Origin of the sequence: Lentibacter sp. (assembly GCF_965657785.1) — a bacterium.
In the GTDB taxonomy this organism is placed as follows: Bacteria; Pseudomonadota; Alphaproteobacteria; order Rhodobacterales; family Rhodobacteraceae; genus Lentibacter.
The window spans coordinates 63,942-88,744 of record NZ_CBFHPP010000003.1; the positions used below are offsets into that span (position 1 = coordinate 63,942).

Here is a 24,803-nt window from a genome sequence, read left to right on the forward strand (position 1 = left end):
ATCTGGGTCAAATAAGAAGCACGCGGCAAAATGTAGCCTGTCGCTCTAGGGTGGCGCGATGTAGAGTTATTCACTATTATGAATACGGGAATCTGCTCGCGCTCTAGCGAACACAGGACAAAAGACCAAAAGGGGATCGCGCGTGGATTATTCTGCCAAGCTCGACGAAGCGCTGAACAAACTGCACGAAGAGGGACGCTACCGGACCTTTATCGACATCGAGCGCAAGCAGGGCCAGTTTCCCCACGCGACATGGCGCAAGCCTGACGGGTCTGAGACGCCGATCACAGTCTGGTGTGGCAATGACTATCTGGGCATGGGCCAACACCCCGCTGTTATGGCGGCGATGCATGAGGCGATTGAAGCCACGGGCGCTGGCTCGGGCGGGACACGCAACATCTCTGGCACCACGGTTTATCACAAGCGCCTTGAGGCCGAGCTGGCCGATTTGCACGGCAAAGAATCGGCGCTTGTTTTCACGTCGGCCTATATTGCCAATGATGCGACGCTCAGCACTTTGCCAAAGCTTTTCCCCGGCTTGATTATTTATTCTGATGCGCTCAATCACGCCTCGATGATCGAGGGTGTGCGCCGCAACGGTGGCGCGAAGCGTATTTTCAAACACAATGATCTTGCGGATTTGCGGGCCAAGCTTGAAGCAGATGATCCGTCCGCGCCAAAGCTGATTGCATTTGAATCGATTTATTCGATGGATGGCGATTTTGGCCCGATCAAAGAGATCTGTGATCTGGCGGATGAGTTCGGCGCGATGACCTATATTGATGAGGTCCACGCGGTCGGTATGTATGGCCCCCGTGGCGCGGGCGTGGCCGAGAAGCTGGGGTTGATGGGCCGTATTGATATTATCAACGGCACGCTGGCGAAAGCCTACGGTGTGATGGGCGGCTATATCGCAGCCTCAGACAAGATGTGTGATGCGATCCGCTCTTATGCGCCGGGCTTTATCTTTACGACATCTCTGCCGCCAGCCATTGCGGCGGGTGCGGCGGCGTCTGTTGCGCATCTCAAGCAGGACCAAGGCTTGCGCGAGAAGCATCAGGAGCAGGCGGCCAAGCTCAAGCTGCGCCTGAAGGGCATGGGTCTGCCGATTATTGACCACGGCAGCCATATTGTGCCTGTGATCGTAGGAGACCCTGTGCACACCAAGGCGCTGTCGGATATGCTTCTTGAGAGCTACGGGATTTATGTTCAGCCGATCAACTTCCCGACTGTGCCGCGCGGCACGGAGCGCTTGCGCTTTACACCATCGCCTGTGCACGGTCCGCGGGAAATGGATCAGCTTGTAAACGCTATGGATGAGTTGTGGGCGCATTGTGCGCTGAATCGTGCCGAATTGGCGGGTTAAACACTCTGTTTCGTGCAAAATCCCTTGTGATGTGCTACCGATCGATCAATTAAAGGGGCAAGCCGCTGCTTTCGCAGCGCGATTCGCGATACGCGATAGGGGCAGCACGCATGATCAGGCGCAAAAGCAAGCGCAGCGATGCAAATGAGAACGTCGAACCACGCTGGTTCGATGATTTTGAATTGCGACTGGGCGATATCATGCGCGGCGAACGCGCAACGATGGGCAAATCCCTTCTCGATGTTCAGCGCGAATTGCGCATCAAGGCAGGCTATATTGCTGCCATTGAGAATTGTGATCCGGGCGCGTTTGACACACCTGGTTTCATTGCGGGCTATGTGCGCTCTTATGCGCGCTATCTCGGGATGAACCCTGACCGTGCTTTTGCCGCCTTTTGTGCGGAAAGCGGTTTTTGCACGGCGCATGGTATGTCTGATGCGGCCTCGTCCGTGCGCAAAGATACGAAACCTCCCAAACAAAAGAAGCGCTCTGAGCGTGACCCGATGTTTGAAGGGGCGACACCGTTTGCGCCCGGGGCTGAGTCGGTCTTCTCCCGCATAGAGCCGGGCGCTGTTGGGTCGCTCCTTGTTCTCGTGGCCTTGGTCGGGGCTTTGGGCTTTGGCGGCTGGACGGTTTTGAACGAAATCCAGCGGGTGCAACTGGCACCTGTTGAAAACACCCCTGATGTTTTGGCCGATCTTGACCCGCTGGCGCAGGTGCAAGCTGGTAGTGCAGACGGCTTTGGCGACATCAGCCCTGAAATGGCCTCCGCAGCAGACCGTCTTGACCGTCTTTACCGCCCTCAAGCGCTGGATGTGCCTGTTCTGGTGGCGCGCGATGCGCCGATTGTGACGCTTAAGCCAAACGAAAACGGCAGCTTTGCCAATCGCCCCGCAATAGATAGGGCCACGGGCGAAACTGTCGCGCCTGTGTCGCCTGAAGGCGTTCGGATTGTTGCGGCCCGCCCGTCTTGGGTGCGCATCAGTGACGCAACGGGGGGAGAGCTGTTCAGCGGCATTCTCAACACGGGTGATACTTTTGATGTTGCACAAACTGAGAGCGCAGCACCCGCCACGATCCGCGTCGGCGAAAGCGGATCGATCTATTATATCGTTGATGGTAAAACGCTTGGCCCGACAGGCCCACGCGGCGCGATCACAGAAGGGTTTTCGCTGGCCTCCGCCGATCTGGTCGCGGCACTGCCCGAAGCCAATCTGGCGCGCGACCTTGATCTCTCAACCGTTCTGGCAGGCCTAGGCGCGCCTTTGCCTCGCGATGTGGAGACTGTGCCGCAGGTGTTTGAGCAACAGCAAGGCGTTGTCACCGTAATAGCCACCCGTGAAGTCTGGCTGCGGGTGCGCGCCGCCTCTGGAACGATCCTGCACGAGGCTGTGATGCAGCCGGGCGATTTTTATACGGTTCCGCAAACAGCAGACCCTTCTACAATCCGCGCAGGCGACGCGGGCGCGGTCTATTTTGCGACCAACGGCAGCACCTATGGCCCTTATGGCGCACGGGGGGCCGTTGCCGACAATCTCAAGCTGACAGCCGAGACTGTGACAGCTGAGCTTGGCAAAGCTGACTGGGAAACCATCGAGCCACTGGCCCGTGCGGTGGCCCAGATGGACGCCGAGGGTGCATTTGGCGTGCTTGCCGACTAAGCCACGAGTTGCACAGTCATGGCTTTCTCCCTATGTCATGGCCATATCCGAGCTTGAGAGCATGAGGCCCCTATGTCGCTAAATCCTATCCGTCCTTGGCGTAACATTTACCGCCGCAAAAGCCGTCAGATTATGGTGGGAAATGTGCCTGTTGGAGGCGATGCGCCGATTTCGGTCCAGACCATGACCAACACACTGACGACCGACGCCAAGGCCACGATTGCACAGGTGCAGGCGGCGGCAGAGGCGGGGGCTGATATCGTTCGGGTCTCTGTGCCTGACGAAGCCAGCTCCAAGGCGCTTAAAGAGATTGTGCGCGAAAGCCCCGTGCCGATTGTGGCGGATATTCACTTTCATTACAAACGCGGGATCGAAGCGGCCGAGGCTGGCGCGGCCTGCCTACGCATCAATCCGGGCAATATCGGGGATGAGGCGCGTGTCGCCGAAGTGATCCGTGCCGCGCGCGATCACAATTGCTCGATCCGGATCGGCGTCAACGCGGGCAGCCTTGAAAAGCATCTGCTCGACAAATATGGCGAGCCTTGCCCTGATGCCATGGTTGAAAGCGGGCTGGATCATATCAAAATCTTGCAAGATCACGATTTTCACGAGTTCAAGATCTCCGTAAAGGCCTCTGATGTCTTTATGGCAGCTGCAGCCTATCAGCAGCTGGCCGAGGCGACAGATGCCCCCATTCACCTCGGGATCACGGAGGCGGGCGGGCTGACCTCTGGCACTATCAAATCCTCGATTGGCATGGGCAGCCTCCTGTGGATGGGCATTGGCGATACGATCCGTGTTTCGCTCTCGGCGGACCCGATCGAAGAGGTGAAGGTCGGCTATGAAATCCTGAAGTCGCTTGGCCTGCGCCATCGCGGCGTCAATATTATTTCCTGCCCCTCCTGCGCGCGACAAGGCTTTGATGTGATCAAGACGGTCGAGGCTTTGGAAAAGCGCCTTGAGCACATCAAAACGCCGATGAGCCTGTCAATTATCGGCTGTGTGGTGAATGGCCCGGGCGAGGCGTTGATGACAGATGTCGGCTTTACGGGCGGCGGCGCGGGCGCTGGCACGGGGATGGTCTATATGGCGGGCAAGCAGGACCACAAGCTTGGCAACTATGATATGGTTGATCATATCGTTGACCTCGTTGAAAAGCGCGCAGCAGAGCTGGACGCCGCAAGCGAGAGCTAGGCAGGGGCAGGTCTGCGCCAGAAAAAAGGCGCTCCCCAGTTGAGAGCGCCTTTTCGGTTTGAGGGATCATAATCCAAGGGTTTAGTTTGCGCGGATGGCGCCTGCTATTTCCTGCATCTGGGCGAGGGGCAGATAACCCCTCAGGATTTGATCGCCCATCACAAATGTAGGCGTCCCCGAGATATTGAGGCGCTGTCCAAGCGCACGGTTTTGCGCGATCACCGAAGTGACATCGTCACTGTCCATTTTTGCAAGAATGACGTCAGCGTCGAGCGCAAGAGAGCTTGCCAAAGCGCGCAAGACGGGTTCGTTTACGTCTGACTTGAGCGTGATCAAAGCGTCCGAAACCGCCTTATAAGCCTCATCGCCCGCAATCATTCGGGCCGCGATCGCAAAGCGGGACGACAAAACCGAGGCCTCGCCCAAAATGGGGAATTCTTTGACAATAAAGCGGATGTTTCCATCTGCTTCAATGAGTTGCGCCACTTCGTCATGGGCCTTGCGGCAATAGCCACAACGATAATCGACAAATTCGACAAGCGTCAGATCCCCTTCAAGATTGCCGCCAGCAAAAGAGTTGGCATCTTCAAAAAGATCCGCGCCGTTCACTTGCACAAGAGAGGCATCTGCATCCGCCTGTTGGCCGGCCTGACGCTCTTCCAGAACAGCGACCGCCTCCATGATCACCTCGGGGTTTTCCAACAGATAGGCGCGGATTTCGCCCTGAAAGGCGGCGCGCTCCGCATCACTCATCTTTTCAAGATCAAACGCCGCAAGCGGGCTTGTGAAAAGGCTTGCAACAAGGGCAAAGGCGGCTGTGTGTCTGATCATTTCTTTCTCCGTTGTGTATCGGCATTTTCAGAAGCTAAGAGCACATCTTGGGCACGTTGCCAACCGGGTGAGCCGCGTTTGAGCAGGCCAAGAGCGCGCTTGGCGTGAAGACTGGCGTCTTTTGGCCGGCCGAGCAACGCATAGCGTTCTGAGGTCAAGAGCGAGGCCATGCCGTTTTGCCCAAGTCGGGCATAAGCGCCGCCCAGATCGCGCAGGACCCGTGCATCACGCTGTTCCAGATTGGCCGAGCGCTCCAGATAGGGCAGAGCGGCTTTCGGGTTGCCCGACACAAGCAGGGCATGGCCGTATTGCCCAAGGATCAAAGCGTTCTTTGGCGCAAGCGTCACGGCTTTGCCATAGGCTGCGAGGGCCGCCTTATAGTTTCGACGTTCAAGCAGGATTTGGCCGTGTAACTCATGCAGATAGGGGTCTTTTGGCGCAGCGGTGATCAGGCGTTGCATCGCGCTGAGCGCCTCGGTTCCTTTCCCCGAGCGGTGCCAGGCGATTGCTTTTCGCATATCTTCGATGTCTTTATGCCCGCTGTCGCCTGCGCGGCGCAGGGTCCATTTGGGTGCACGGTAAAATGCGCCGAGCTTGCCTTTGGCGCGGGCAAACCAGTAATTGGCCGTGGGGTTGCTTGGAAAGCGGCCCTGATAGGCGCTGGTGGCGGCCTGCATGGCGCGCAAGCGGTCACGCGACAAAGGATGCGAGCGCGCATAAGGGTCTTGGCGCCCCGCAGAGAGAAGCTCTTGTCCGGCAAACATATCCATCACTTCGACAGACCCCTCAGGGTCAACCCCTGCGCGGGTGAGATAGCGGATCGCTGATTGATCGGCAGAGGCTTCCTCGGCGCGGGTGTGAGCAAAGAACGAGCGCTGTGCCGAGCTTTGAACGCCAATCCCGATGGCAAGTCCTGCGTCGGAATGGCCTGTTGCACTGGCTGCGGCGGCAAGCGCCATCCCGAAGGCCGCAAGATTTTGGGCGGCGCGCGCGTTGGCGGGGCGGCGGGCCAGATGACCGTTCGCGATATGGGCTGCTTCATGCGCGATGACGGATTGGAGCTGTTCGGCGGTTTCCAGCTTGAGCAGCAGGCCCGCATGAATGAAAATATGCTCACGATCAATCACGAAGGCATTGAGCGATGACGCATCCACCACCAAAACCGACATCCGCCCAGAAGGCAGCCCTGCCGCGTTGAGCACGGGGGTGGCGAGTTGTTTGAGGCTGTGCTCGATATCTGGATCGCGCAACAACGAGACGGCCCAAGCGGGCAAGGCAAGGGCGCACATGAGGCTTGCGGCAATAACAGATTTCAACAGGCTGCGCATTGACCTTACTCTTCACCCTCTTCAAAAGCTTTGGCCAGAGTAGGAGAAAAGTCATGCAGAACTCAAGGCGCGGTGCGGTTGATCCCTTTATTGTGATGGACGTGATGGAAGAGGCCCGCGCAGCAGAGGCGGCGGGGCGTAGTATTATCCATATGGAAGTCGGCCAGCCGAGCAGCGCGGCACCCAAAGGCGCGCGTGCCCGTCTTGGTGCAGAGATGGAGGTCTCGCCGCTGGGCTATTCGGTGGCGCTCGGCCTGCCAGAGCTGCGTGCCCGTGTGGCGCAACACTATCTTGAAAAACATGGCGTCAGCCTCTCCCCCGATCGGGTGATCATTACCTCAGGCTCCTCTGGGGCGTTTATCTTGGCGTTTACCGCCCTGTTTGATGCGGGCGCACGTGTCGGGCTTGGCGAGCCGGGATACCCGAGCTATCGCCAGATATTGAAAGCGCTGGATGTGGTCCCCGTCGGGCTGCCGACCAGCCTTGAGAATCGTTTTCAGCCGGTGCCTGAAGATTTTGCCACTGAAAAGCTTGACGGGCTGCTTGTGGCATCTCCTGCCAACCCATCAGGCACGATGCTGAGCCGCGAGGCGATGCAAGCCCTGATTGACGCCTGTGCCGCGCAAAATACCGCCTTCATCTCGGATGAGATTTATCAAGGCATTGAATATGAGGGCGAGGCCGTCTCGGCGCTTGAGCTGACGGATGATTGCTATGTGATCAATTCCTTTTCAAAGTATTTTTCGATGACAGGCTGGCGCGTTGGCTGGATGGTTGTGCCCGAGAGCCATGTCCGCCTGATCGAGCGGCTCGCCCAGAATATGTTTATCTGCGCGCCCCATGCGAGCCAGATTGCCGCCCTTGGTGCATTTGACTGTTCCGAGGAGCTTGAGGCCAATCTCAGGGTCTATACAGCCAACCGTGCCATGATGATTGAAGAACTGCCCAAGGCGGGGCTGCATAACTTTGCTCCGCCTGACGGGGCGTTTTATATTTATGTTGATGTCAGCCATATCACCCATGACAGCCGCGCGCTGGCCTCTGATATCCTGCAAAAAGCAGGCGTCGCCCTCACACCCGGGATCGATTTTGACCCCGCGCGAGGGCACACAACGCTGCGTCTGTCCTATGCGCGCTCAACCGAAGAGATCCGTGAGGGGCTACGCCGCCTTAAGGCTTATTTTACCTCATAGAAGCTTCCCTGACAGAGGCTTTCGCGCTATGCTCGCGCAAAAGAAACAGGCGGTCATGAGCGGTCCTTTCAAAGTCTTTATGTTGGTATGCGCCCTTTGGGGTGGTTTTATGACGCTTGCGCCAAACGTGAGTGCGCAAGCCCTGAGCGGCTTGGCGCGGGTTGACCCGTCTCAAAGCCACGCGGCCCAACGCGGCCAAACCGTGACACTCAAGCTCGCCTTAAGCCAGCCTGTGCCCTATCGCCTCTATACGCTCGATGCGCCGCGGCGCTTGGTCTTGGACTTCCGCGAGGTCGACTGGGCGGGTGTTTCCAAAGAGATATTCGCCAAGGCGAGCACTCTCACAGAGGTGCGCTTTGGCGGGTTTCGCCCGGGCTGGTCGCGGCTGGTGGCCGATCTGGATGCACCATTTGCGCTGTTGTCCTCCCAGATGAGCCGCGATGCCCAATCAGGGCGCGCCTTGCTCACGGTCGTTTTGAAAAAAACCAGCGCCGAGGCCTTCGCCGCCCAAGCTGGCCCGCCCAAAGGCGATGTCTGGCCTGATCCCGTCCCAACGCCCCAGCAAAAAGAAACAGGCCGGATCCTTGTGGTGCTTGATCCGGGCCATGGCGGCATTGACCCCGGGGCCTCGCGGAAAGGACAGACAGAAAAAGACCTCATGCTCACCTTCGCGCGTGAAGTTGCACAAGAGCTCAAGCGCCTGCCCAATGTTGACGTTCTTCTGACCCGCAATGACGACAGCTTTGTCTCTCTTGAGCGCCGTGTGGCTCTGGCCCATCAGGCAGGGGCCGATCTCTTTTTGTCGCTTCATGCCGATGCGCTCAGTGAGGGGCGCGCCCACGGGGCGACAGTTCATACGCTTGCGCAGGACGCGACAGATGAAGCCAGCGCGCTCTTGGCCGAGCGCCACGACCGCGCCGATATGCTCTCAGGCACAGACCTCAGCGGGCAGGATGATGTTGTGGCGGATGTGTTGCTTGATCTCGCCCGCCAAGAAACTCAGCCGCGCACCGAACGGCTCGCCAAAGCCATTGTCGGCGGATTGAAGCTCAAAGGGGCACCGCTCAACAGGCGGCCGTATCGCGCGGCGGCTTTTTCTGTTCTCAAAGCCGCAGATATTCCCTCGATCCTTTTGGAAATAGGCTTCCTCTCAAGTGATCGTGATTTTCAAAACATCATAAATGCAGAGTGGCGCAGGGCCATGGCCGAAGGCATTCGCGACGGTATCCAAGCTTGGATTATCTCCGATGAAGCGATCCGTCGTGTGGTGCGCCAATGAGGCGGGCGACAATACCGGATTTTGCGCGCGTCTTTGCACCCGTCTTGGCACTGGCGAAAACCAGCCCAGCCTCACTGTCAGTTGATTTTGACCTCGCACAGCCTTGGGCGTATAGACAGGGCGCGCGTATCAGGGGAACCATGTGTTAAGATTCTTGTTTTCGGCCCTTGGCGGCCTCTTCAGCCTTATCACGCTCGGTCTCATGGCCGTGGCGCTTTCTATTGGTGCGATTTTTTATATTTATGGTCAGGACCTTCCGAGCCATGAGAGCCTGTCGCAGTATCAGCCTCCCACGATCAGCAGGATTTATTCAGGCGAGGGGCGGATGCTTGACGAATTCGCGCGCGAGCGTCGCTTGTTTACCCCCGCAGAAGAAATTCCGCAGCTTGTGAAATATGCCTTTATCAGCGCAGAAGACAAAAACTTTTATGTCCACCAAGGCTATGACACCCGTGGCATTGCCTCTGCCGCAATCGACGCCTTGAAGGGCGGCAGTGTGCGTGGCGCCTCGACGATTACCCAGCAGGTTGTCAAAAATTTCCTGCTCTCCGCCGACCGAAAAGCCGAGCGCAAGATCAAAGAAATTATTCTCGCCACCCGGCTGGAGGAGACGCTGAACAAAGAGCGCATCCTTGAGCTCTATCTCAACGAAATTTTTCTCGGTCAAAACGCTTTTGGCGTGACCGCCGCCGCGCAGGCCTATTTCAACAAAACGCTGGGCGAGCTTGCCCCCCATGAGGCGGCCACTTTGGCCTCCATGCCCAAAGCACCGGGGCGGTTTCATCCTGTGCGCAACAAAGAGCGGGTTTTGCAACGGCGCAATTTTGTGCTCAAGGAGATGTTTGAAAACGGTTATCTGCCCGAGGCGGTCTACAAGGCAGAGCGTGATCTGCCGTTGCGCTCGGTTCAAAACGGCGACTTTGAGCCGTTCAAAGACGGGCTGCCACCGCGTGACTATTTTACCGATGAAATCCGCCGCCAGCTGTCCAGTGATTTTGGCGAAGAAGAGTTTTTCACAGGCGGTATGACCGTGCGCGCCACAATCGACCCCGAAATGCAGGCGCTCGCGGCGACGTCTTTGCAGCTGCAACTTGAGCAATTTGACCGCGAGGTTGGACTCTGGCGTGGCACGCGCAAAACCATTGGCTCGGAAAACCTTGGCCGTGAAGAAGACTGGCGCGCAGCGCTCGCAAACACGAATGTGCCGCGCGATATCCATCTCGCAGGAGATTGGCACCCCGCTGTTGTGCTCGAGATTGGCGCGCAGGCTATGCGCATTGGGGTTGAGGGCATTGTCGAGACAGAGGCCGAGCCCTTCACGGTCCCCCGTAAGGATATCTCATGGATCAAAGGTGATTTTGCCGCAAACTTCAAAATTGGCGATGTGGTGCTTGTGCGCCGTATGACCGAAGGCAAGGATGGCGAGGGCGCCTTTATCCGCTGGACCCTGCGCCAAGTGCCCGAAGTGCAGGGCGGCTTTATGGCGATGGATGTGAACACAGGCCGCGTGATCGCGATGCAGGGCGGGTTTTCCTATCAGCATTCTGTCTTCAACCGCGCCACACAGGCCAAGCGCCAGCCCGGCTCTTCCTTTAAGCCGTTTGTGTATGCCTCCGCGCTGGACAGCGGCTACACCCCCGCAACAATCGTTGTCGATGCCCCGATCGAGATCAACACCCCACAAGGCCTTTGGCGTCCGCAGAATGCCTCCAACCGGTTTTATGGCCCAACGCCCCTGCGCACCGGCATTGAACAATCCCGAAACCTGATGACGATCCGCCTTGCTCAAGAGGTCGGGATGGATGTTGTCGCCGATTACGCCGAACGCTTCGGGGTCTATGAGGGCATGGGCCGCTTTCTGGCCAACTCGCTTGGCTCTGAAGAAACTACACTCTACAAAATGGTTTCGGCCTATGCGATGTTTGCGAATGGCGGCCAGCGCGTTGAGCCGACACTGATTGACCGCGTGCAGGACCGCTACGGAAAAACCGTCTATCGCCACGATGACCGCGAATGCCCTGATTGTGCCAGCCCCACGCTGCCCCGTTCGCAAGCGCCACAGATCGTGAACAATCGCGAGCGCGTGATGAACGCCGTCACAGCCTATCAGCTGACGTCAATGATGACAGGCGTTGTCAGCCGAGGCACCGCCAGCCGAACCGTCAACCTTGGCGTGCCTGTGGCTGGCAAAACAGGCACAACCAATGACGCCAAAGATGTCTGGTTCATCGGCTTCACCAACAATATCGTCGCGGGCTGCTATATCGGCTATGACAACCCGCGCTCGCTGGGCCGTGGTGCCTCTGGCGGCGGAATGTGCGGCCCCGTCTTCCAGCGCTTCATGAGTGCGGCCATCCAGAAATACGGCGCAGGCAAGTTCCGCGCCCCGCAAGAATGCGAATTCATCAAAATTGACCGCTTCTCAGGCGCGCGCCTTTCTGACAGCGCCGAGGGCGACAATGTGGTGATCGAATGTTTCCGCGAAGGCGAGCAGATCGACTTTGGCATAACCTTTGATGGCGGCTTTGCCATGGGCGCCAATCTGCCGCTGGTGCGCGAAACAGGCTCCGCAAAACAGGTCACAACCTCAACAGGCAAAAAAGCCGTGGTCGGCCCCAAAGCCGGCTTTGGCACGCTCAGCTCTGGCGGCCTCTACTAAACCCGAAACCGCCCTGACCCTGCGCTTGCCGCTGGCTCGGCGCTGCGCTATCAGTCGGGCCTGAAATGTCATCCAAGGAAGCCCCATGCGCGCAGAAATTCAGGGTATTGTCGCCGAAATCGAAAAGTCACTGGCGCTTCTGGGCCAGCGGATGGACCGTGAGACAGCCCCCCACAGGCTCGAAGAGTTCAATGCCCGTGTGGAAGATCCAAGCCTCTGGGACAATCCCGAAAACGCCCAGACCCTGATGCGCGAGCGCCAGTCGCTGGTTGATGCGATGGAAAGCTATGACCGTATCGCTGCCGATCTGTCCGACAATATCGAACTGATCGAGCTTGGCGAAATGGAAGACGACGGTGATGTTGTTCAGGAGGCGGAAGACGCCTTGAAATCTCTCAAGAAAAAGGCAGCTGAAAAAGAGCTCGAAGCTTTGCTGGACGGCGAGGCCGATGCCAATGACACCTTCCTTGAGATCAACTCGGGCGCAGGCGGCACCGAGAGTTGCGACTGGGCCTCGATGCTCGCGCGGATGTATGTCCGCTGGGCCGAAAAGAAAGGCTATAAAGTCGAGCTGCAGGCCGAAAGTGCAGGCGAAGAAGCCGGCATCAAATCGGCCACATATAAAATCTCGGGCCATAATGCTTACGGCTGGCTGAAGTCGGAAAGTGGCGTGCACCGGCTTGTGCGCATTTCGCCCTTTGACAGCGCCGCCAAGCGCCACACCTCCTTTACCTCGGTGGGGGTCTATCCCGTGGTCGATGACAATATCGAGATCGAAGTCAATCCGGCCGACATCCGTATTGATACCTACCGCTCCTCGGGAGCAGGCGGCCAGCACGTCAACACAACTGATTCTGCGGTGCGGATCACACACGCTCCCACAGGGATTGTGGTGACAAGTTCTGAGAAATCACAGCACCAGAACCGCGATATTGCCATGAAGGCTCTAAAATCGCGCCTCTACCAAATGGAGCTTGATCGCCGCAACGCCGCGGTCAATGAAATGCACGAAAACAAAGGCGATGCAGGCTGGGGCAACCAGATCCGCTCCTATGTGCTGCAGCCCTATCAAATGGTCAAAGACCTGCGCACCAATTACGAAACCTCCGATACAAAAGGCGTCCTTGACGGCGATCTTGATGGCCTCATGGCGGCCACTCTGGCCTTGGATGTGGCGGGCAAATCACGCTCCGAAGCGCAAAGCGATAGCTGACCCCGCACCCCCCCCAAAAAAGCCGCCCCCGTCTTCCTCTTTCCCTAAGTATCCCGGGGGTGTGGGGGCTGGCCCCCACTGAAACCTGCGTGTGGGGGCTGGCCCCCAGACGCTGGTCGCCTTGTGCGCAGCACAAGGCGAAACGGTGCAATCCGCCTTGCACTCGGCGCAAACCCGCGCCAGCATATGCCAGGCGCGAAAAAGGATACGGCGATGAGTGAAATCACAAATATGACAGCCCTTGACCAATCACAGGCGATGGCCGAAGGGCAGCTCAGTGCAGCCGAACTGATGCAGGCAACCTTGCGTCAGATCGAAAAAACCAATCCCGAGGTGAATGCCATTGTCTCGCTGCGGGCCGCAGATGATCTGATGGCCGAGGCCCGCGCCGCTGATGCCGCGCCGCGCAAAGGCTGGATGCACGGTCTTCCGCTCGCCGTAAAAGATCTCGCCAATGCCAAGGGCCTTGCGACCTCGATGGGCAACCCGATGTTCGCCAAAACGATTGCCCCCAATGATGATCTGGTCGTGGCGCGGATGCGCGCCGCAGGCGCGATCATTATCGGCAAGACCAATACGCCCGAATGGGGCCTTGGCTCTCATACGTTCAATCCCGTGCACGGGGCCACGCACAACCCTTACGATCTGTCGCGCAGTGCGGGTGGCTCGTCTGGCGGAGCGGCGGCGGCTCTGGCAGCGCGCATGGTCGCCCTTGCGGATGGCTCCGACATGATGGGTAGCCTGCGCAACCCCGGCGCATGGAATAACGTTTACGGCTTTCGCCCGACATATGGCCGTGTGCCCTCCGAAACCGAGGGTGACACGTTCCTGCACCAGCTGGCCACGCTTGGCCCGATGGCGCGCACGCCGCGCGATATGGCAGCGCTGCTGGATACCCAGTCTGGCGCTGATCCGCGTCAGCCGCATGGCGCGCGCTATGATCTGACGCTGCCTGGCATCGACGCCTCTGTCAAAGGGCGTCGGATTGGCTGGCTTGGTGATTGGGGTGGCGCGTTTCCAATGGAAGCGGGCCTCATGGCCCACTCCGAAGCGGCTCTTCCCGAACTGGAAGCGCTTGGGCTTTCGGTGGAGCCTGTTCTGCCGCCGTTTTCGGCCGAAGCGATCTGGGAGAGCTGGATCACCCTGCGGTCTTGGGCCATTGCGGGAGGGTTGTCTGTCTTTTACAACGACGCTGCCAAGCGTGACCAGCTCAAGCCCGAAGCGATTTGGGAGATCGAGCGGGGGCTCTCTTTCTCGGCGATGGATGTGCACCGCGCCTCTGTTATCCGTTCACAATGGTTCAAGACCTGCGCCAGCCTCTTTGAGCGCTTTGATGCGCTCGTGCTGCCGACAACACAGCTTTACCCGTTCCCTGTGGAATGGACCTACCCCGAGGAGATTGCGGGGCAGGGGATGGACACCTATCACCGCTGGATGCAGATCGTGACACCCGTCGGCTTGCTTGGGCTGCCGTGCATCAATATTCCGCTTCAGATGGGGGAGAAGGGGTTGCCTGCGGGGCTGTCGCTCTTTGGCCCGCGCAACAGTGACGCTGCGCTGATGCAGCTCGGCGAAAGCTGGCATCAGGCCTATCGCTACGCTGAAAACCGTCCGCCGCTGGCCTGATCGGGCTGACCGCTGTCCATATAGCTTGCCATACAGGCTGCCCCATAGGCTGCCCTACACAAAAGATGAGTGAAACAAACATCTTTTTGAATGTCACCTTTGGGTCTTAGACTGTCATAATAGAGGTGGGGAGAGACAGATGAAACTCAAACAACAGGGTGTTGCAGACCTCGGGTCGGTTACGTTTTATGATTTGAAATCAGCGCTTTACAAGGGGTGGTCCGATATGCGCCGCGCCCCCCTCTACGGGTTTGTTGTCGCGAGTATTTGTGTTGCCTTCGGGTTTTTGCTGCTCTGGGTCACTCTCGCGACGGGCAAGAGCTATTGGCTGGTCTTCGCCGCCGTCGGCTTCCCCCTCTTCGGCCCCTTCACAGCGGTCGCTCTTTATGAAGTCAGTCATCGATTGGAATACGGCGAACCTCTTGTTTTTTCAGAGATTTTTGGCGTCGTTCTGGGGCAGGCGCGGCGTCAGCTGCCCTCGCTTTGTGCTATAATTCTGATGGTTTTCCTGTTCTGGTTCTTCCTCGCGCATATGATATTCGCGCTGTTTCTCGGCCTCTCCACGATGACAAATGTCTCCACTTCGCTCGATGTTTATCTAAGCTCTGACGGGCTGACCATGATCGCTGTTGGAACGCTCGTTGGCGCTTTGTTTGCGCTCTTGCTGTTCATGATAACCGTCTTTGCAATGCCCATGCTCTTGGACCGTGAAGTTGACTTTGTGAGCGCGATGATTGCCAGTTTCACTGCGGTTCAGAACAACCTGATTTTAATGGTTTTTTGGGGCGCCGTCATCGCTGTCATGACGTTTTTGGCAATGCTTCCAGCCTTCTTCGGACTTTACTTTGTCTTGCCACTTTTCGGGCACGCAAGTTGGCATCTTTACCAAGCGTCTCAAGCTCGCGCCTAGCGAAAGGCCTGTCCTGGACGCATGAGGCGTGCATGATACCCAGGCAGCTGGCTGACATCGCAAAACCCTGAATTGCGCGCCATTTTGAGGGCCTCTTTCCAACCCCCTTGAATATGTTCGACAACAAAGCGAACAACCCTCTTTCCCGTTATGCTCTCGGTTGCTGTTCGGGTCGCGTATCCCTCCCAGAAATTGTTATGAAAAGAAGGCGCTTGGGCAAGATAGCTGAAGGAACACGTGCTTGCGCCCCGCCGTGCAGCAATCAGCACAAGCCCTTGTTCTTGCTTGAGTGTTATGCCCCTGAACTCTCGGTTGTAAGTGGTGCTTGAGAGCCCTTGATCGTTCATTGCTTCTGGAAGTTCGAACCCGCGCACAAAGGCACGCCCGTCTTCCCGAAAGACCCAAAACATCCCGACAACAAACCTGTCATCCTCCACAAAGCTTGGCCTGCTAAAGCGGTAGAAGCCGTTTGGCAATTCGTCTTCTGTGACAGGATCAACCGTTTTCCCAAGGTAGTTTTGAACAGCGGGATGACCAAACAAATCGGCAGGCTTGTTTGTGATTTGCTCGACAGGTTCCAGCAGAATACGCGCATCCACATTGAAAAATGTGCATATTTTATGCAGCACATCGGGCCTTGGAAAGCTTTCGGCTGCAAGATATCGGTTAAACTGTGTGCGATTGATACCCAGCTCGCGACAGAGGCTCGCAACGGAGGGGAAAGGAGATGTTAACTTTTTCAGGTTATCTCCAAATACAGCTCTGAGCTGGACCGGATCAACAGAGTTTTTGGGAGAACGCGATGGGGGCACAGGCTTCTACTCTTTAAGATAACACAATCAACAGAATCCAATCTTACGCTTATTTTTCGAAAAAAGTAATATGAACTGCACCACTCTGATGCGATTTCACGTCTAGCATGACGCCAATTCGCGTCAAATGGGTTCAGGCAAGACACAATTATCAAGCGCACGACACTCTTTATGGAGTTCCGCTTTGTAATTTTTTTTCTAAAAATTATAATTGCGAAGGGTGTTTTTTATGATTGGGGTTTTCGATGTATGGTGTTGTCCTCTGGAGTGATCAGGCCGAGCAAAAAGCTGTGATCTGGTGCGAAGACCATGGCGATCTCGCCTATTATGGCGGCTCTGCCTCATCGCTCTTTGACGGACCTGTTCTTGACGCTGGCGATTTGATCGAATTTCAGCTCTTGGAAAGTGCCACGCTGCGTCTTGTGCGCAATCCAGAACTGATTGCCGAGCAACACGCTCCAGCAATTGCCGAACGCTTGAAAGCAACGGCAGACCCTGTCTCGTCACCGCTCCCTCAAAATTTGAAGGAGCGGCAGACAAGTATCTGTAATGTATTGCAATTCCCTGCGTTGCGGACAGCTTGAAACAGATTTAGCCGCTCGATCCCGTTAGAAATTGACGGTCCCGCGGGCCAGAGCCGCCACACCCGTTCTTGCCACTTCTGATAGCCCAAGAGGGCGCATCAATTCGCTGAACGCATCGATTTTTTCTGGTGTGCCAGTGATCTCAAACACGAAGCTTTCCAACGTGCTATCGACCACGTTGGCGCGGAAAATATCGGCCAGCCGCATGGCCTCGACACGTCGTTCGCCCGAGCCTTCCACCTTGAGCAAGGCGAGTTCGCGCTCAACAGCGGCGCCTTCCACAGTCAGATCATGCACCTCATGCACCGGCACGATCCGTCCGAGTTGTGCTTTGATTTGCTCGATCACCTGCGGTGTGCCTGTTGTCACAATTGTGATCCGCGAGCGGTGCCCCTCATGGTCGATTTCAGCCACCGTGAGGCTTTCGATATTGTAACCGCGCCCCGAGAAAAGCCCGATTACGCGGGCCAGAACGCCTGCTTCGTTGTCAACAACCACAGCCAGAGTGTGCGACTCAACATGGTCGCTGAAGGTTGGCCGCAGGTTGTAAGCCGAGTGCTTGTTAGAGCCTTTTTTAATATTGAGAGCAGACATAGTGCTTCCTTCTTTCGCTGGGTGCGCGGCTCAAACGAGCACAGCGCCGCTTGTGCTGATGGCGTCTTTGGTGCTGGCCTGCCCAAGGAGCATTTTGTTATGCGGCTCGCCTGACGGGATCATCGGGAAGCAGTTTTCATGCTTCTCCACAAGGCAGTCGAGAATGACAGGGCCGTCATAGGCGATCATTTCCTTGATGGCCTCATCAAGATCTTCAGGGTTATCAACGCGAATGCCTTTGGCTCCAAACGCTTCGGCGAGCTTCACAAAATCAGGCAGTGCTTCGCTCCAAGAGTGCGAATAGCGCTCGCCATGTAGCAGTTCCTGCCATTGGCGAACCATGCCAAGGCGTTCATTGTTCAGGATAAATTGCTTCACAGGTAGGCGGAACTGAATGGCTGTGCCCATCTCTTGCATATTCATCAACCAGCTTGCTTCGCCTGCAACATTGATGACCAGACTATCAGGGTGTGCCATTTGGACACCGATTGAAGCAGGAAACCCGTATCCCATTGTGCCGAGGCCGCCTGAGGTCATCCAGCGGTTGGGGTCCTCAAAGCCGAGATATTGCGCAGCCCACATCTGGTGTTGGCCAACCTCTGTGCAAATGTAGCGGTCATGATCTTTTGTCAGAGCCTCAAGTCGGGCAAGCGCGTGTTGTGGCTTGATGACAGACCCTGTCTGCTCGAACTTGAGGCAATCTACTTTGCGCCAGTCATTTATTTTGCCCCACCATTTCTCAAGAGCCGGACGGTTTGTTTTGCGTCCACGTGCCTTCCAGACTTTTAGAATGTCTTCCAGAACGTGACCCACATCTCCAACGATCGGTATGTCGACACGAATAACTTTGTTGATCGAGGAGGGATCAATGTCGATATGTGCTTTTTTGGAATTGGGGCTGAAGGCATCTAGACGGCCAGTGATGCGGTCATCAAAGCGCGCGCCGATGTTGATCATCAGATCACACCCATGCATCGCCATGTTGGCTTCATAAAGCCCGTGCATTCCGAGCATTCCGAGCCATTTTTCGCCTGACGCAGGATAGGCGCCAAGGCCCATGAGGGTCGACGTGATCGGAAAGCCTGTGGCGTCGACAAGTTCGCGCAAAAGCTGGCTTGCAGCGGGGCCAGAGTTTATCACTCCGCCGCCTGTGTAAAATACAGGCTTTTCTGCTTTTTCGATGGCGTCGACAAGCTCTTCGATAGAGGTCATGTCGCCCTTCACGGGCGGCTGGTACCGGCTCACCTTGGCTTTGTGTTTGGGGGTGTATTCGCCAGAGGCAAACTGCACATCCTTTGGAATATCAATCAGAACAGGACCGGGACGCCCCGAGGTTGCGACATGAAAGGCTTCATGCACAGTCGCCGAAAGAGAGGCCGTATCTTGCACAAGCCAGTTGTGCTTGGTGCAGGGGCGAGTGATGCCGACGGTGTCTGCTTCCTGAAAGGCGTCAGTTCCGATCATAAATGTTGGGACTTGGCCTGTCAGCACGACAATCGGAATTGAATCAAGCAAAGCATCGGTTAGACCGGTTACCGCGTTGGTTGCTCCCGGGCCAGATGTCACCAGCACAACACCTGGCTTGCCAGTTGAACGGGCGTAGCCCTCAGCGGCGTGCACAGCGCCCTGTTCATGGCGCACAAGGACGTGGCGAATGCCGTTTTGTTGGAATACTTCGTCATAAATTGGCAAAACTGCCCCACCAGGGTAGCCAAACACAACCTCTACGCCCTGATCCTTCAGGCATTCTACGATCATTTTTGCGCCGGTCATTTGACGTGACATATCTAAGCTCCATTCCAACTTCGTTATACGCATAAAAAAGCCCCCGATTTTCGGGGGCGCATGGGGTTACCTAAGGGTGTCCGTTACCGGCCCATGCGCCTTTTTCTCACGATGACCACTAGCTCTACCATGCTGGGTGCCTTTTGCTGCGTTTGCGAGACCTTAGAAGTGCTGGCTTGAGGCGTCAACCGCCAAAACCCGAATAATCGAACTCTGAGGGCGGGTTTTTTGTTCAATAGTTGCGTTTTGCGCCCTTATTTTGACAGAAAATCGAAAAACCGCGACGATATGCGGCATCCAACGCCACTTGATGGCGTCAGGGGTGCAAAAACGAGCGCTTGAATTATGGCTTGTGGCGGTGAGCTTGTAGATCGGGCAATGAAATATTTGCAACCTGCTCTGCGATGGGCGCGGTCGAGAGCGGGTGTGTGTCCACTTCGTGCTCTGAGGCGGTGCCAATCGGGCGCCACTCATTTTGTTTGAAGATTTCCAAGGCCGCAAAATTGGCCTTGTAGCCCATCTTTGGACTGCCAGGGACCCAATACCCCAAGTAAACATATGGCAAGTCGCTTGATCGGGCGATCTCAATATGATCCAGAATGATATATGTTCCCAAGGAGTGTTTTTCATAGTCAGGGTCAAAAAACGAATACACCATCGAGATGCCGTCTTTTAAGACGTCTGTCAGACAAACGGCCACAAGCTGTTTGGTGTCTTGGTCAACATATTCGATCACACGCGAGCGAATAGGTGTTTCCTCAATCATGGCTGCAAATTCGAAGACGTCCATATCGGCCATGCCGCCATCTGAATGCCTGCTGTCGAGGTAACGTCGAAAAAGCTCGTATTGGTCCTCTGTGGCCCATGGCGAGCTGACGCGGCGTTCAAGGCGCTGGTTACGCTTTAGGACGCGCTTCTGGCTTTTACTGGGCTTGAAGTCAGCCGTGATGATGCGGGCTGACAAGCACGCGGCACAATCTGCGCATGAGGGGCGATACAAGACATTTTGAGAGCGGCGAAATCCCTGACGGGACAGGCCGTCATTGAGCTGTTGGGCGCTCTCGCCCTGAAGAGATGTAAACAACTTGCGCTCCATCCTGTCTGCCAGATAAGGGCAAGGCTGGGGCGCCGTCACATAAAATTGGGGCGCAAACGGCAAAGTGTGTCGCATTTACCAGTGTCCTGTATGATCTGTGCAAACGATAACAACGAGTTGAAAATTCGCCAAGAATTGAATCTGGTTAAGCTTAATTAATAAACAAAATATAAAGCCAGTCCAAGAAAGCACAAAATACAACATGAAGACCGAAAGTGCAAAAGGCGTTCTGGCAATGATTGTTGCCTGTTTGATATGGGGGTTTTCCCCGCTGTATTACAAAATATTGTCCCATATCCCGCCGATTGAAATCCTCGCACATCGCACGATTTGGTCTTTTGTAATTTTTGCCGCGATTCTTACTTTGCAAGGCCGTGTTTCGGCATTGTTCGCTTTGTTTTCAACGCGCAAGAGTGTTTTGATCGTGGGGGTGGCCGCGGTCATGATTTCAACAAATTGGTTTGCGTTTATATTCTCAATTCAGGCGGGTTATGCCGTTGAGGCTGCAATGGGCTATTATATTTTTCCGCTTGTCGCCGTTTTGCTCGGCCGTGCTGTCTTTGGCGAGGCGTTGACGCGTCTGCAATGGGGAGCCGTATGCTTGGCGGCTGTGGCTGTCGCACTTCTGAGTTATGGCCTGGGTGTTGCGCCTTGGATTTCTCTGTTGGTGGCGGGGTCTTTCGGACTCTATGGGTTGGTCAAAAAGCGCCTGACTGCGGGGCCAGTTGTTTCTGTGACAGGGGAGGTCGCTTTGCTGGTGCCTGTTGCGCTTGCGGTCTTGGCAGTTGTGCATACGCAGGGACAGGGACATTTCGGGACAGCGGCTTGGGAAAACATCATGCTTATCTTCTCTGGCGTATTAACGGCGACACCCCTTATTCTGTTTTCATACGCAACACAGCGTAACAGGCTCTCTACCGTTGGAGTGCTTCAATACATAAACCCAACCGCCCAGTTTATTTGTGCGGTGGTCATCTTTGGCGAACCCTTCGGGTTTTGGCACGGTCTTGCCTTTGGGCTGATCTGGGTCGGCTTGGCGCTTTATTCGGCCTCAAGTCTGGCTCAGGAGAAGGCGCGCCGCAAATAAGCGGTCGCTTCGTTTACGCTTTTGCAAACTGTGTATAGCTTTTTGAGGCTTGGATCTGCAAAGCCTTCATCTATCACGTGATCAATCAGGGCAATCAGAGGGCCCCAGTAGTTTTCAGTGTTGAGTAAGAGGATTGGTTTTGTGTGGAGATCCAATTGTGCCCATGTGAGGACTTCGAAAAACTCGTCAAGCGAGCCAGCGCCACCAGGCAAAACAATGATTGCGTCAGCATTCATAAACATGACTTTTTTGCGCTCATGCATATTTTCAGTCACGATGAACTGTGTGAGATCGACTTTTCCGACTTCTTTTTTGAGCAGGTGGGTTGGAATAACACCAAATGTGTTGCCGCCTGCATTTTGGGCGCTGCGCGCCACGGCTCCCATCAGGCCGATGTCACCCGCCCCGTAAACCAGCCGCCAGTCTTCCTCTGCCAGAGCCGCTCCAAGGGCATTGGCGGCTTCACTATAGGCAGGAGATTTTCCTTCTCGTGAGCCACAATAGACACAGACAGAGCGGTTTTGCATGGCGGCCTCACTTTTAAGAGCTTGTTAACGGACTTCTTTTGACCACTCTTACCCATCTTGCTATGGTCGCTCAACCCGCAGGATGCGCGGCAAGGAATATTGGGGACTTCCATGAGCAAACTATCAGGTTTTATGGCGAGTAATGGGGCTGCGCTGGCCGCAACTGTGGCTGTGGTTTTGGGGCTCACGGGGATTGGCATTGTTTATAAAGACCAGTTTTTTAAGGCTGAGCCTGAGCCGAAACTAGAATTTGTGATCAAGCCCAATGATCAGCCCCAGCCTGACATCAAAGCCGAGGAGGATGCTGTTTCCAATACAGTTTCAAGCGGGCTTGCGCCTAAGTTTGATGTTGCTCGGGTTGAGCCGGATGGGCAGACCTTGATTGCGGGGGCGGCCTTGCCGGGGGAGATTGTTGAAGTGCTTCTGGATGGTTCGGTCTTGTTGGAAGTGCAGGCGGGCACAACGGGAGAATTTGTTGCTTTTGCTGAGCTTTCCGCTGATTCAAACGCGCGTGTCCTGAGCTTGAGAGGAAAAACCAGCGGGCAGGAAAGCCAAAATACGATTATTATTGCCCCGCTTCAGGCTAAAATAAGCGGTGTGGCAGAGTATGTGGCTGAGAGTATGGCAGGCAGTATGGCACGTGAAGAGACAGCCGAAACGCCAACCGAAACGCCCGTGGCTGTGCTTTTGGCGGGAGAAGATGGCGTCACGGTTTTGCAAGCTGCGGCGGCACCAAATGTGATGAGCCAGGTTGCGCTGGATGCGATCAGTTATTCTGACAGTGGCGAGGTCCAGCTTTCGGGGCGGGCGACCACTGAGGGGTTTGTGCGGGTCTATCTTGATAACCGTCCGATCAAAACCGACCGGATTGAAGCCAATGGGCAGTGGCGCTCGGATTTGCCAGATGTGGAAACGGGGATTTACACCCTGCGCGTCGATGAGGTCGATGCGGCGGGACAAGTCACAAGCCGTGTTGAGACGCCGTTCAAGCGCGAAGAGCCTGACAATCTTGTGCAGCAAGGCGGCGCAACGCTTGTTACGGTTCAGCCGGGGGCAACGCTTTGGGCGATTGCACAGAACAGATATGGCACAGGTCAGTTGTATGTTCAGCTTTATGAAGCCAACAAAGACCAGATCCGCGACCCCGATCTCATTTTCCCCGGTCAGGTGTTTGACATTCCGGAGTGAGGACCGCTGGCAATCGGCTTGAAAGGGGACTATCTCTGCGCCGCTATAGGCGAGAGGTAAGGTAAGCATGAGCAGCGATATCGAAAAACAAGAGCGTGCGTCTGGCTGGCGCACGATCAAGCGTGTCACCCCCTATCTTTGGCCTGAGGGTGAAAGCTGGGTCAAGCGCCGTGTTTTGATCGCCATGGCTGCGCTGCTGCTCTCCAAGGTGATTGCGGTTTATACCCCCGTTATCTATCGCGATGCTGTCAATGCCCTGTCGGGTGATGGGCTGTCTGATCTGATGCTTGGCGCTGTGGGGCTCACGGTTGCCTATGGTATGGCGCGGATTTTTGCGGCGGGATTTCAACAGCTCAGGGACGGAGTGTTTGCAGCTGTGGCGCAGAGGGCTTTGCGCCAGCTTGCGCTGGAAACCTTCACTCATATTCACAGACTTTCGATGCGCTATCACATCACGCGTAAAACCGGCGGCTTGAGCCGTATTATCGAGCGCGGTGTTAAGGGCGTTGATTTCTTGTTGCGGTTTTTGCTGTTCTCTGTTGGGCCGCTCATTCTCGAATTGGCGCTTGTGGCGGGCATATTCTTTTTCTTGTTTGATGTTTGGTATCTCGCTGTCGTGGTCGGGACAATTTCGCTTTATGTCTGGTTTACCTTCACGGTGACAGAGTGGCGGGTGAAGTTGCGCCGCGAGATGAACGATCGCGATACTGATGCCAATCAAAAGGCGATTGATAGCCTGTTGAATTTTGAAACAGTCAAATATTTCGGCGCGGAGCGACGTGAAGGCGCGCGCTATGATGAGGCCATGGCGGGTTATGAAACGGCCGCGATCAAGACCGCCTCATCGCTCGCTTTTTTGAACTTCGGGCAAGCGCTTTTGATCACCTGTGGCTTGATTGCAGTGATGGTCATGGCGGCGTTGGGTGTGCAGCGGGGCGATCTGACCGTGGGCGACTTTGTTATGGTGAACGCCTATATGATCCAGATCACCTTGCCTTTGAACTTTTTGGGCACGGTTTACCGCGAGATTCGCCAAAGTCTTGTGGATATGGGCGAGATGTTTGATTTGCTCGGCCAGCCTGCCGAAATCCAAGACGGGGCCAATGCCAAAGACATCAAAGTGTCAGGCGGCACGGTTGTGCTTGAGGATGTGTTTTTCGGATATGATGCGGCGCGTCCGATCTTGAAAGGGGTGAGCTTGCAAGTTGATGCGGGGGCGACTGTGGCGATTGTCGGGCCGTCGGGGTCTGGCAAGTCGACCATCGGGCGCTTGTTGTTTCGCTTTTATGATGTGTCCCGTGGCAGCGTGACAATTGACGGGCAAGATGTGCGCGATGTGACGCAAGAAAGCTTGCATGGCATCATTGGTGTGGTGCCACAAGATACGGTCCTGTTCAACGATACGATCCGCTACAATATCGCCTACGGGCGGGATGGTGCGACGGAGGAGGAGATTATTGCCGCTGCGAAAGCCGCCCAAATCCATGATTTTATTTCGGCTTTGTCCAACGGCTATGACACGGCAGTCGGCGAGCGTGGGCTAAAGCTGTCGGGCGGCGAGAAGCAGCGGGTCGGGATTGCGCGGACCTTGCTCAAAGACCCGCCTGTTTTGTTGCTGGATGAAGCCACGTCAGCGCTAGATACCGAGACCGAGCGCGAAATCCAGTCTGCCTTGCGACAGGCCGGTGAGGGGCGCACGGTTATTACGATTGCACACCGTTTGTCGACGATTGCGGATGCGGATGTGATTGTTGTTCTGGAAGATGGCGAAGTCGCCGAGCAGGGCACGCATGAGGCCCTCCTTCACCGTAAGGGGCGTTATGCGAGCCTTTGGGCGCGCCAAAGCAGTGACGAGGACGCCGCCTAAGGC

The 24,803-nt window shown here is 56.0% G+C and carries 20 protein-coding genes; 13 read left to right on the forward strand and 7 right to left on the reverse strand.

The window, feature by feature from the left end; genetic code table 11:
• Positions 1–142 precede the first annotated feature (142 nt).
• The 3 genes from hemA (at position 143) to ispG (ending at position 4,221) form a co-directional block, all read left to right on the forward strand.
• Positions 143–1,366: a 5-aminolevulinate synthase gene (gene hemA / locus ACTF58_RS02750; RefSeq protein WP_438990437.1), complete on the forward strand. Its 1,224-nt coding sequence runs from the start codon at positions 143–145 to the stop codon at positions 1,364–1,366.
• Between the two features lie 110 nt (positions 1,367–1,476).
• Entirely contained in the window at positions 1,477–3,027 is a 1,551-nt protein-coding gene (locus tag ACTF58_RS02755) for a helix-turn-helix domain-containing protein (RefSeq protein ID WP_438990438.1), read from the forward strand.
• A 72-nt stretch (positions 3,028–3,099) separates the two neighbouring features.
• Entirely contained in the window at positions 3,100–4,221 is a 1,122-nt protein-coding gene (ispG, locus tag ACTF58_RS02760; protein WP_438990439.1) for a flavodoxin-dependent (E)-4-hydroxy-3-methylbut-2-enyl-diphosphate synthase, read from the forward strand.
• An 81-nt stretch (positions 4,222–4,302) separates the two neighbouring features.
• Here ispG and ACTF58_RS02765 read toward each other — a convergent pair whose 3' ends face one another.
• Both ACTF58_RS02765 and ACTF58_RS02770 read right to left on the reverse strand, forming a co-directional pair.
• Positions 4,303–5,052 carry a DsbA family protein gene (locus ACTF58_RS02765; protein WP_438990440.1) on the reverse strand — a complete coding sequence of 250 codons (750 nt, stop codon included), beginning with the start codon at positions 5,050–5,052 and terminating at the stop codon, positions 4,303–4,305.
• Positions 5,049–6,380 (reverse strand): M48 family metalloprotease, encoded by a 1,332-nt coding sequence (locus ACTF58_RS02770; RefSeq protein WP_438990441.1) that lies wholly within the window; start codon positions 6,378–6,380, stop codon positions 5,049–5,051. The genes ACTF58_RS02765 and ACTF58_RS02770 overlap by 4 nt, the downstream gene beginning before the upstream one ends.
• A gap of 53 nt (positions 6,381–6,433) precedes the next feature.
• Here ACTF58_RS02770 and ACTF58_RS02775 point away from each other — a divergent pair, with 53 nt between their 5' ends.
• The 6 genes from ACTF58_RS02775 (at position 6,434) to ACTF58_RS02800 (ending at position 15,260) form a co-directional block, all read left to right on the forward strand.
• A complete protein-coding gene (locus ACTF58_RS02775; protein ID WP_438990442.1) occupies positions 6,434–7,573 on the forward strand; it encodes a pyridoxal phosphate-dependent aminotransferase in 1,140 nt (379 codons plus the stop codon).
• Between the two features lie 109 nt (positions 7,574–7,682).
• Positions 7,683–8,852 (forward strand): N-acetylmuramoyl-L-alanine amidase, encoded by a 1,170-nt coding sequence (locus tag ACTF58_RS02780; protein WP_438990443.1) that lies wholly within the window; start codon positions 7,683–7,685, stop codon positions 8,850–8,852.
• Positions 8,853–8,994: 142 nt separating this feature from the next.
• Positions 8,995–11,511 (forward strand): penicillin-binding protein 1A, encoded by a 2,517-nt coding sequence (locus ACTF58_RS02785; RefSeq protein ID WP_438990444.1) that lies wholly within the window; start codon positions 8,995–8,997, stop codon positions 11,509–11,511.
• Positions 11,512–11,596: 85 nt separating this feature from the next.
• Entirely contained in the window at positions 11,597–12,724 is a 1,128-nt protein-coding gene (prfB, locus tag ACTF58_RS02790) for a peptide chain release factor 2 (protein ID WP_438990445.1), read from the forward strand.
• A 213-nt stretch (positions 12,725–12,937) separates the two neighbouring features.
• On the forward strand, positions 12,938–14,350 hold the full coding sequence (locus tag ACTF58_RS02795; protein ID WP_438990446.1) for an amidase: 1,413 nt from the start codon (positions 12,938–12,940) through the stop codon (positions 14,348–14,350).
• Positions 14,351–14,489: 139 nt separating this feature from the next.
• A complete protein-coding gene (locus ACTF58_RS02800) occupies positions 14,490–15,260 on the forward strand; it encodes a DUF2189 domain-containing protein (RefSeq protein ID WP_438990447.1) in 771 nt (256 codons plus the stop codon).
• Here ACTF58_RS02800 and ACTF58_RS02805 read toward each other — a convergent pair.
• On the reverse strand, positions 15,257–16,003 hold the full coding sequence (locus tag ACTF58_RS02805; RefSeq protein WP_438990580.1) for a helix-turn-helix domain-containing protein: 747 nt from the start codon (positions 16,001–16,003) through the stop codon (positions 15,257–15,259). The genes ACTF58_RS02800 and ACTF58_RS02805 overlap by 4 nt on opposite strands.
• A gap of 314 nt (positions 16,004–16,317) precedes the next feature.
• On the opposite strand from ACTF58_RS02805, the gene ACTF58_RS02810 reads away from it, so the two are divergent.
• Complete coding sequence (locus ACTF58_RS02810; protein WP_438990448.1) at positions 16,318–16,656, forward strand: hypothetical protein; 339 nt, start codon at positions 16,318–16,320, stop codon at positions 16,654–16,656.
• 24 nt (positions 16,657–16,680) lie between these two features.
• On the opposite strand, the gene ilvN is transcribed toward ACTF58_RS02810, so the two are convergent.
• The 3 genes from ilvN to ACTF58_RS02825 form a co-directional block, all read right to left on the reverse strand.
• Positions 16,681–17,250, reverse strand: a complete 570-nt coding sequence (ilvN, locus tag ACTF58_RS02815; protein WP_438990449.1) for an acetolactate synthase small subunit — start codon at positions 17,248–17,250, stop codon at positions 16,681–16,683.
• 30 nt (positions 17,251–17,280) lie between these two features.
• Positions 17,281–19,035 (reverse strand): acetolactate synthase 3 large subunit, encoded by a 1,755-nt coding sequence (locus ACTF58_RS02820; protein ID WP_438990450.1) that lies wholly within the window; start codon positions 19,033–19,035, stop codon positions 17,281–17,283.
• Positions 19,036–19,378: 343 nt separating this feature from the next.
• On the reverse strand, positions 19,379–20,206 hold the full coding sequence (locus ACTF58_RS02825; protein ID WP_438990451.1) for an arginyltransferase: 828 nt from the start codon (positions 20,204–20,206) through the stop codon (positions 19,379–19,381).
• A 127-nt stretch (positions 20,207–20,333) separates the two neighbouring features.
• Between ACTF58_RS02825 and rarD the strand changes: the two genes are divergently transcribed.
• Positions 20,334–21,218, forward strand: a complete 885-nt coding sequence (gene rarD / locus ACTF58_RS02830) for an EamA family transporter RarD (RefSeq protein WP_438990452.1) — start codon at positions 20,334–20,336, stop codon at positions 21,216–21,218.
• Here the strand turns inward: rarD and ACTF58_RS02835 are convergent.
• Positions 21,194–21,745, reverse strand: a complete 552-nt coding sequence (locus ACTF58_RS02835; protein ID WP_438990453.1) for a TIGR00730 family Rossman fold protein — start codon at positions 21,743–21,745, stop codon at positions 21,194–21,196. The genes rarD and ACTF58_RS02835 overlap by 25 nt on opposite strands.
• Before the next feature lie 111 nt (positions 21,746–21,856).
• Between ACTF58_RS02835 and ACTF58_RS02840 the strand changes: the two genes are divergently transcribed.
• Complete coding sequence (locus tag ACTF58_RS02840; protein WP_438990454.1) at positions 21,857–22,933, forward strand: LysM peptidoglycan-binding domain-containing protein; 1,077 nt, start codon at positions 21,857–21,859, stop codon at positions 22,931–22,933.
• A 67-nt stretch (positions 22,934–23,000) separates the two neighbouring features.
• Complete coding sequence (locus ACTF58_RS02845) at positions 23,001–24,800, forward strand: ABCB family ABC transporter ATP-binding protein/permease (RefSeq protein WP_438990455.1); 1,800 nt, start codon at positions 23,001–23,003, stop codon at positions 24,798–24,800.
• The last annotated feature ends 3 nt before the right edge of the window (positions 24,801–24,803 follow it).

Coding starts and splice junctions, on each gene's coding strand:
- ACTF58_RS02820 (WP_438990450.1), bottom strand. CDS start 19,035: ATGTCACGTCAAATGACCGGCGCAAAAATGATCGTAGAATGCCTGAAG.
- ilvN (WP_438990449.1), bottom strand. CDS start 17,250: ATGTCTGCTCTCAATATTAAAAAAGGCTCTAACAAGCACTCGGCTTAC.
- prfB (WP_438990445.1), top strand. CDS start 11,597: ATGCGCGCAGAAATTCAGGGTATTGTCGCCGAAATCGAAAAGTCACTG.
- ACTF58_RS02840 (WP_438990454.1), top strand. CDS start 21,857: ATGAGCAAACTATCAGGTTTTATGGCGAGTAATGGGGCTGCGCTGGCC.
- ACTF58_RS02775 (WP_438990442.1), top strand. CDS start 6,434: ATGCAGAACTCAAGGCGCGGTGCGGTTGATCCCTTTATTGTGATGGAC.
- ACTF58_RS02810 (WP_438990448.1), top strand. CDS start 16,318: ATGTATGGTGTTGTCCTCTGGAGTGATCAGGCCGAGCAAAAAGCTGTG.
- ispG (WP_438990439.1), top strand. CDS start 3,100: ATGTCGCTAAATCCTATCCGTCCTTGGCGTAACATTTACCGCCGCAAA.
- ACTF58_RS02835 (WP_438990453.1), bottom strand. CDS start 21,745: ATGCAAAACCGCTCTGTCTGTGTCTATTGTGGCTCACGAGAAGGAAAA.
- ACTF58_RS02845 (WP_438990455.1), top strand. CDS start 23,001: ATGAGCAGCGATATCGAAAAACAAGAGCGTGCGTCTGGCTGGCGCACG.
- ACTF58_RS02755 (WP_438990438.1), top strand. CDS start 1,477: ATGATCAGGCGCAAAAGCAAGCGCAGCGATGCAAATGAGAACGTCGAA.
- ACTF58_RS02765 (WP_438990440.1), bottom strand. CDS start 5,052: ATGATCAGACACACAGCCGCCTTTGCCCTTGTTGCAAGCCTTTTCACA.
- ACTF58_RS02780 (WP_438990443.1), top strand. CDS start 7,683: ATGACGCTTGCGCCAAACGTGAGTGCGCAAGCCCTGAGCGGCTTGGCG.
- ACTF58_RS02825 (WP_438990451.1), bottom strand. CDS start 20,206: ATGCGACACACTTTGCCGTTTGCGCCCCAATTTTATGTGACGGCGCCC.
- ACTF58_RS02800 (WP_438990447.1), top strand. CDS start 14,490: ATGAAACTCAAACAACAGGGTGTTGCAGACCTCGGGTCGGTTACGTTT.
- ACTF58_RS02795 (WP_438990446.1), top strand. CDS start 12,938: ATGAGTGAAATCACAAATATGACAGCCCTTGACCAATCACAGGCGATG.
- ACTF58_RS02770 (WP_438990441.1), bottom strand. CDS start 6,380: ATGCGCAGCCTGTTGAAATCTGTTATTGCCGCAAGCCTCATGTGCGCC.
- rarD (WP_438990452.1), top strand. CDS start 20,334: ATGAAGACCGAAAGTGCAAAAGGCGTTCTGGCAATGATTGTTGCCTGT.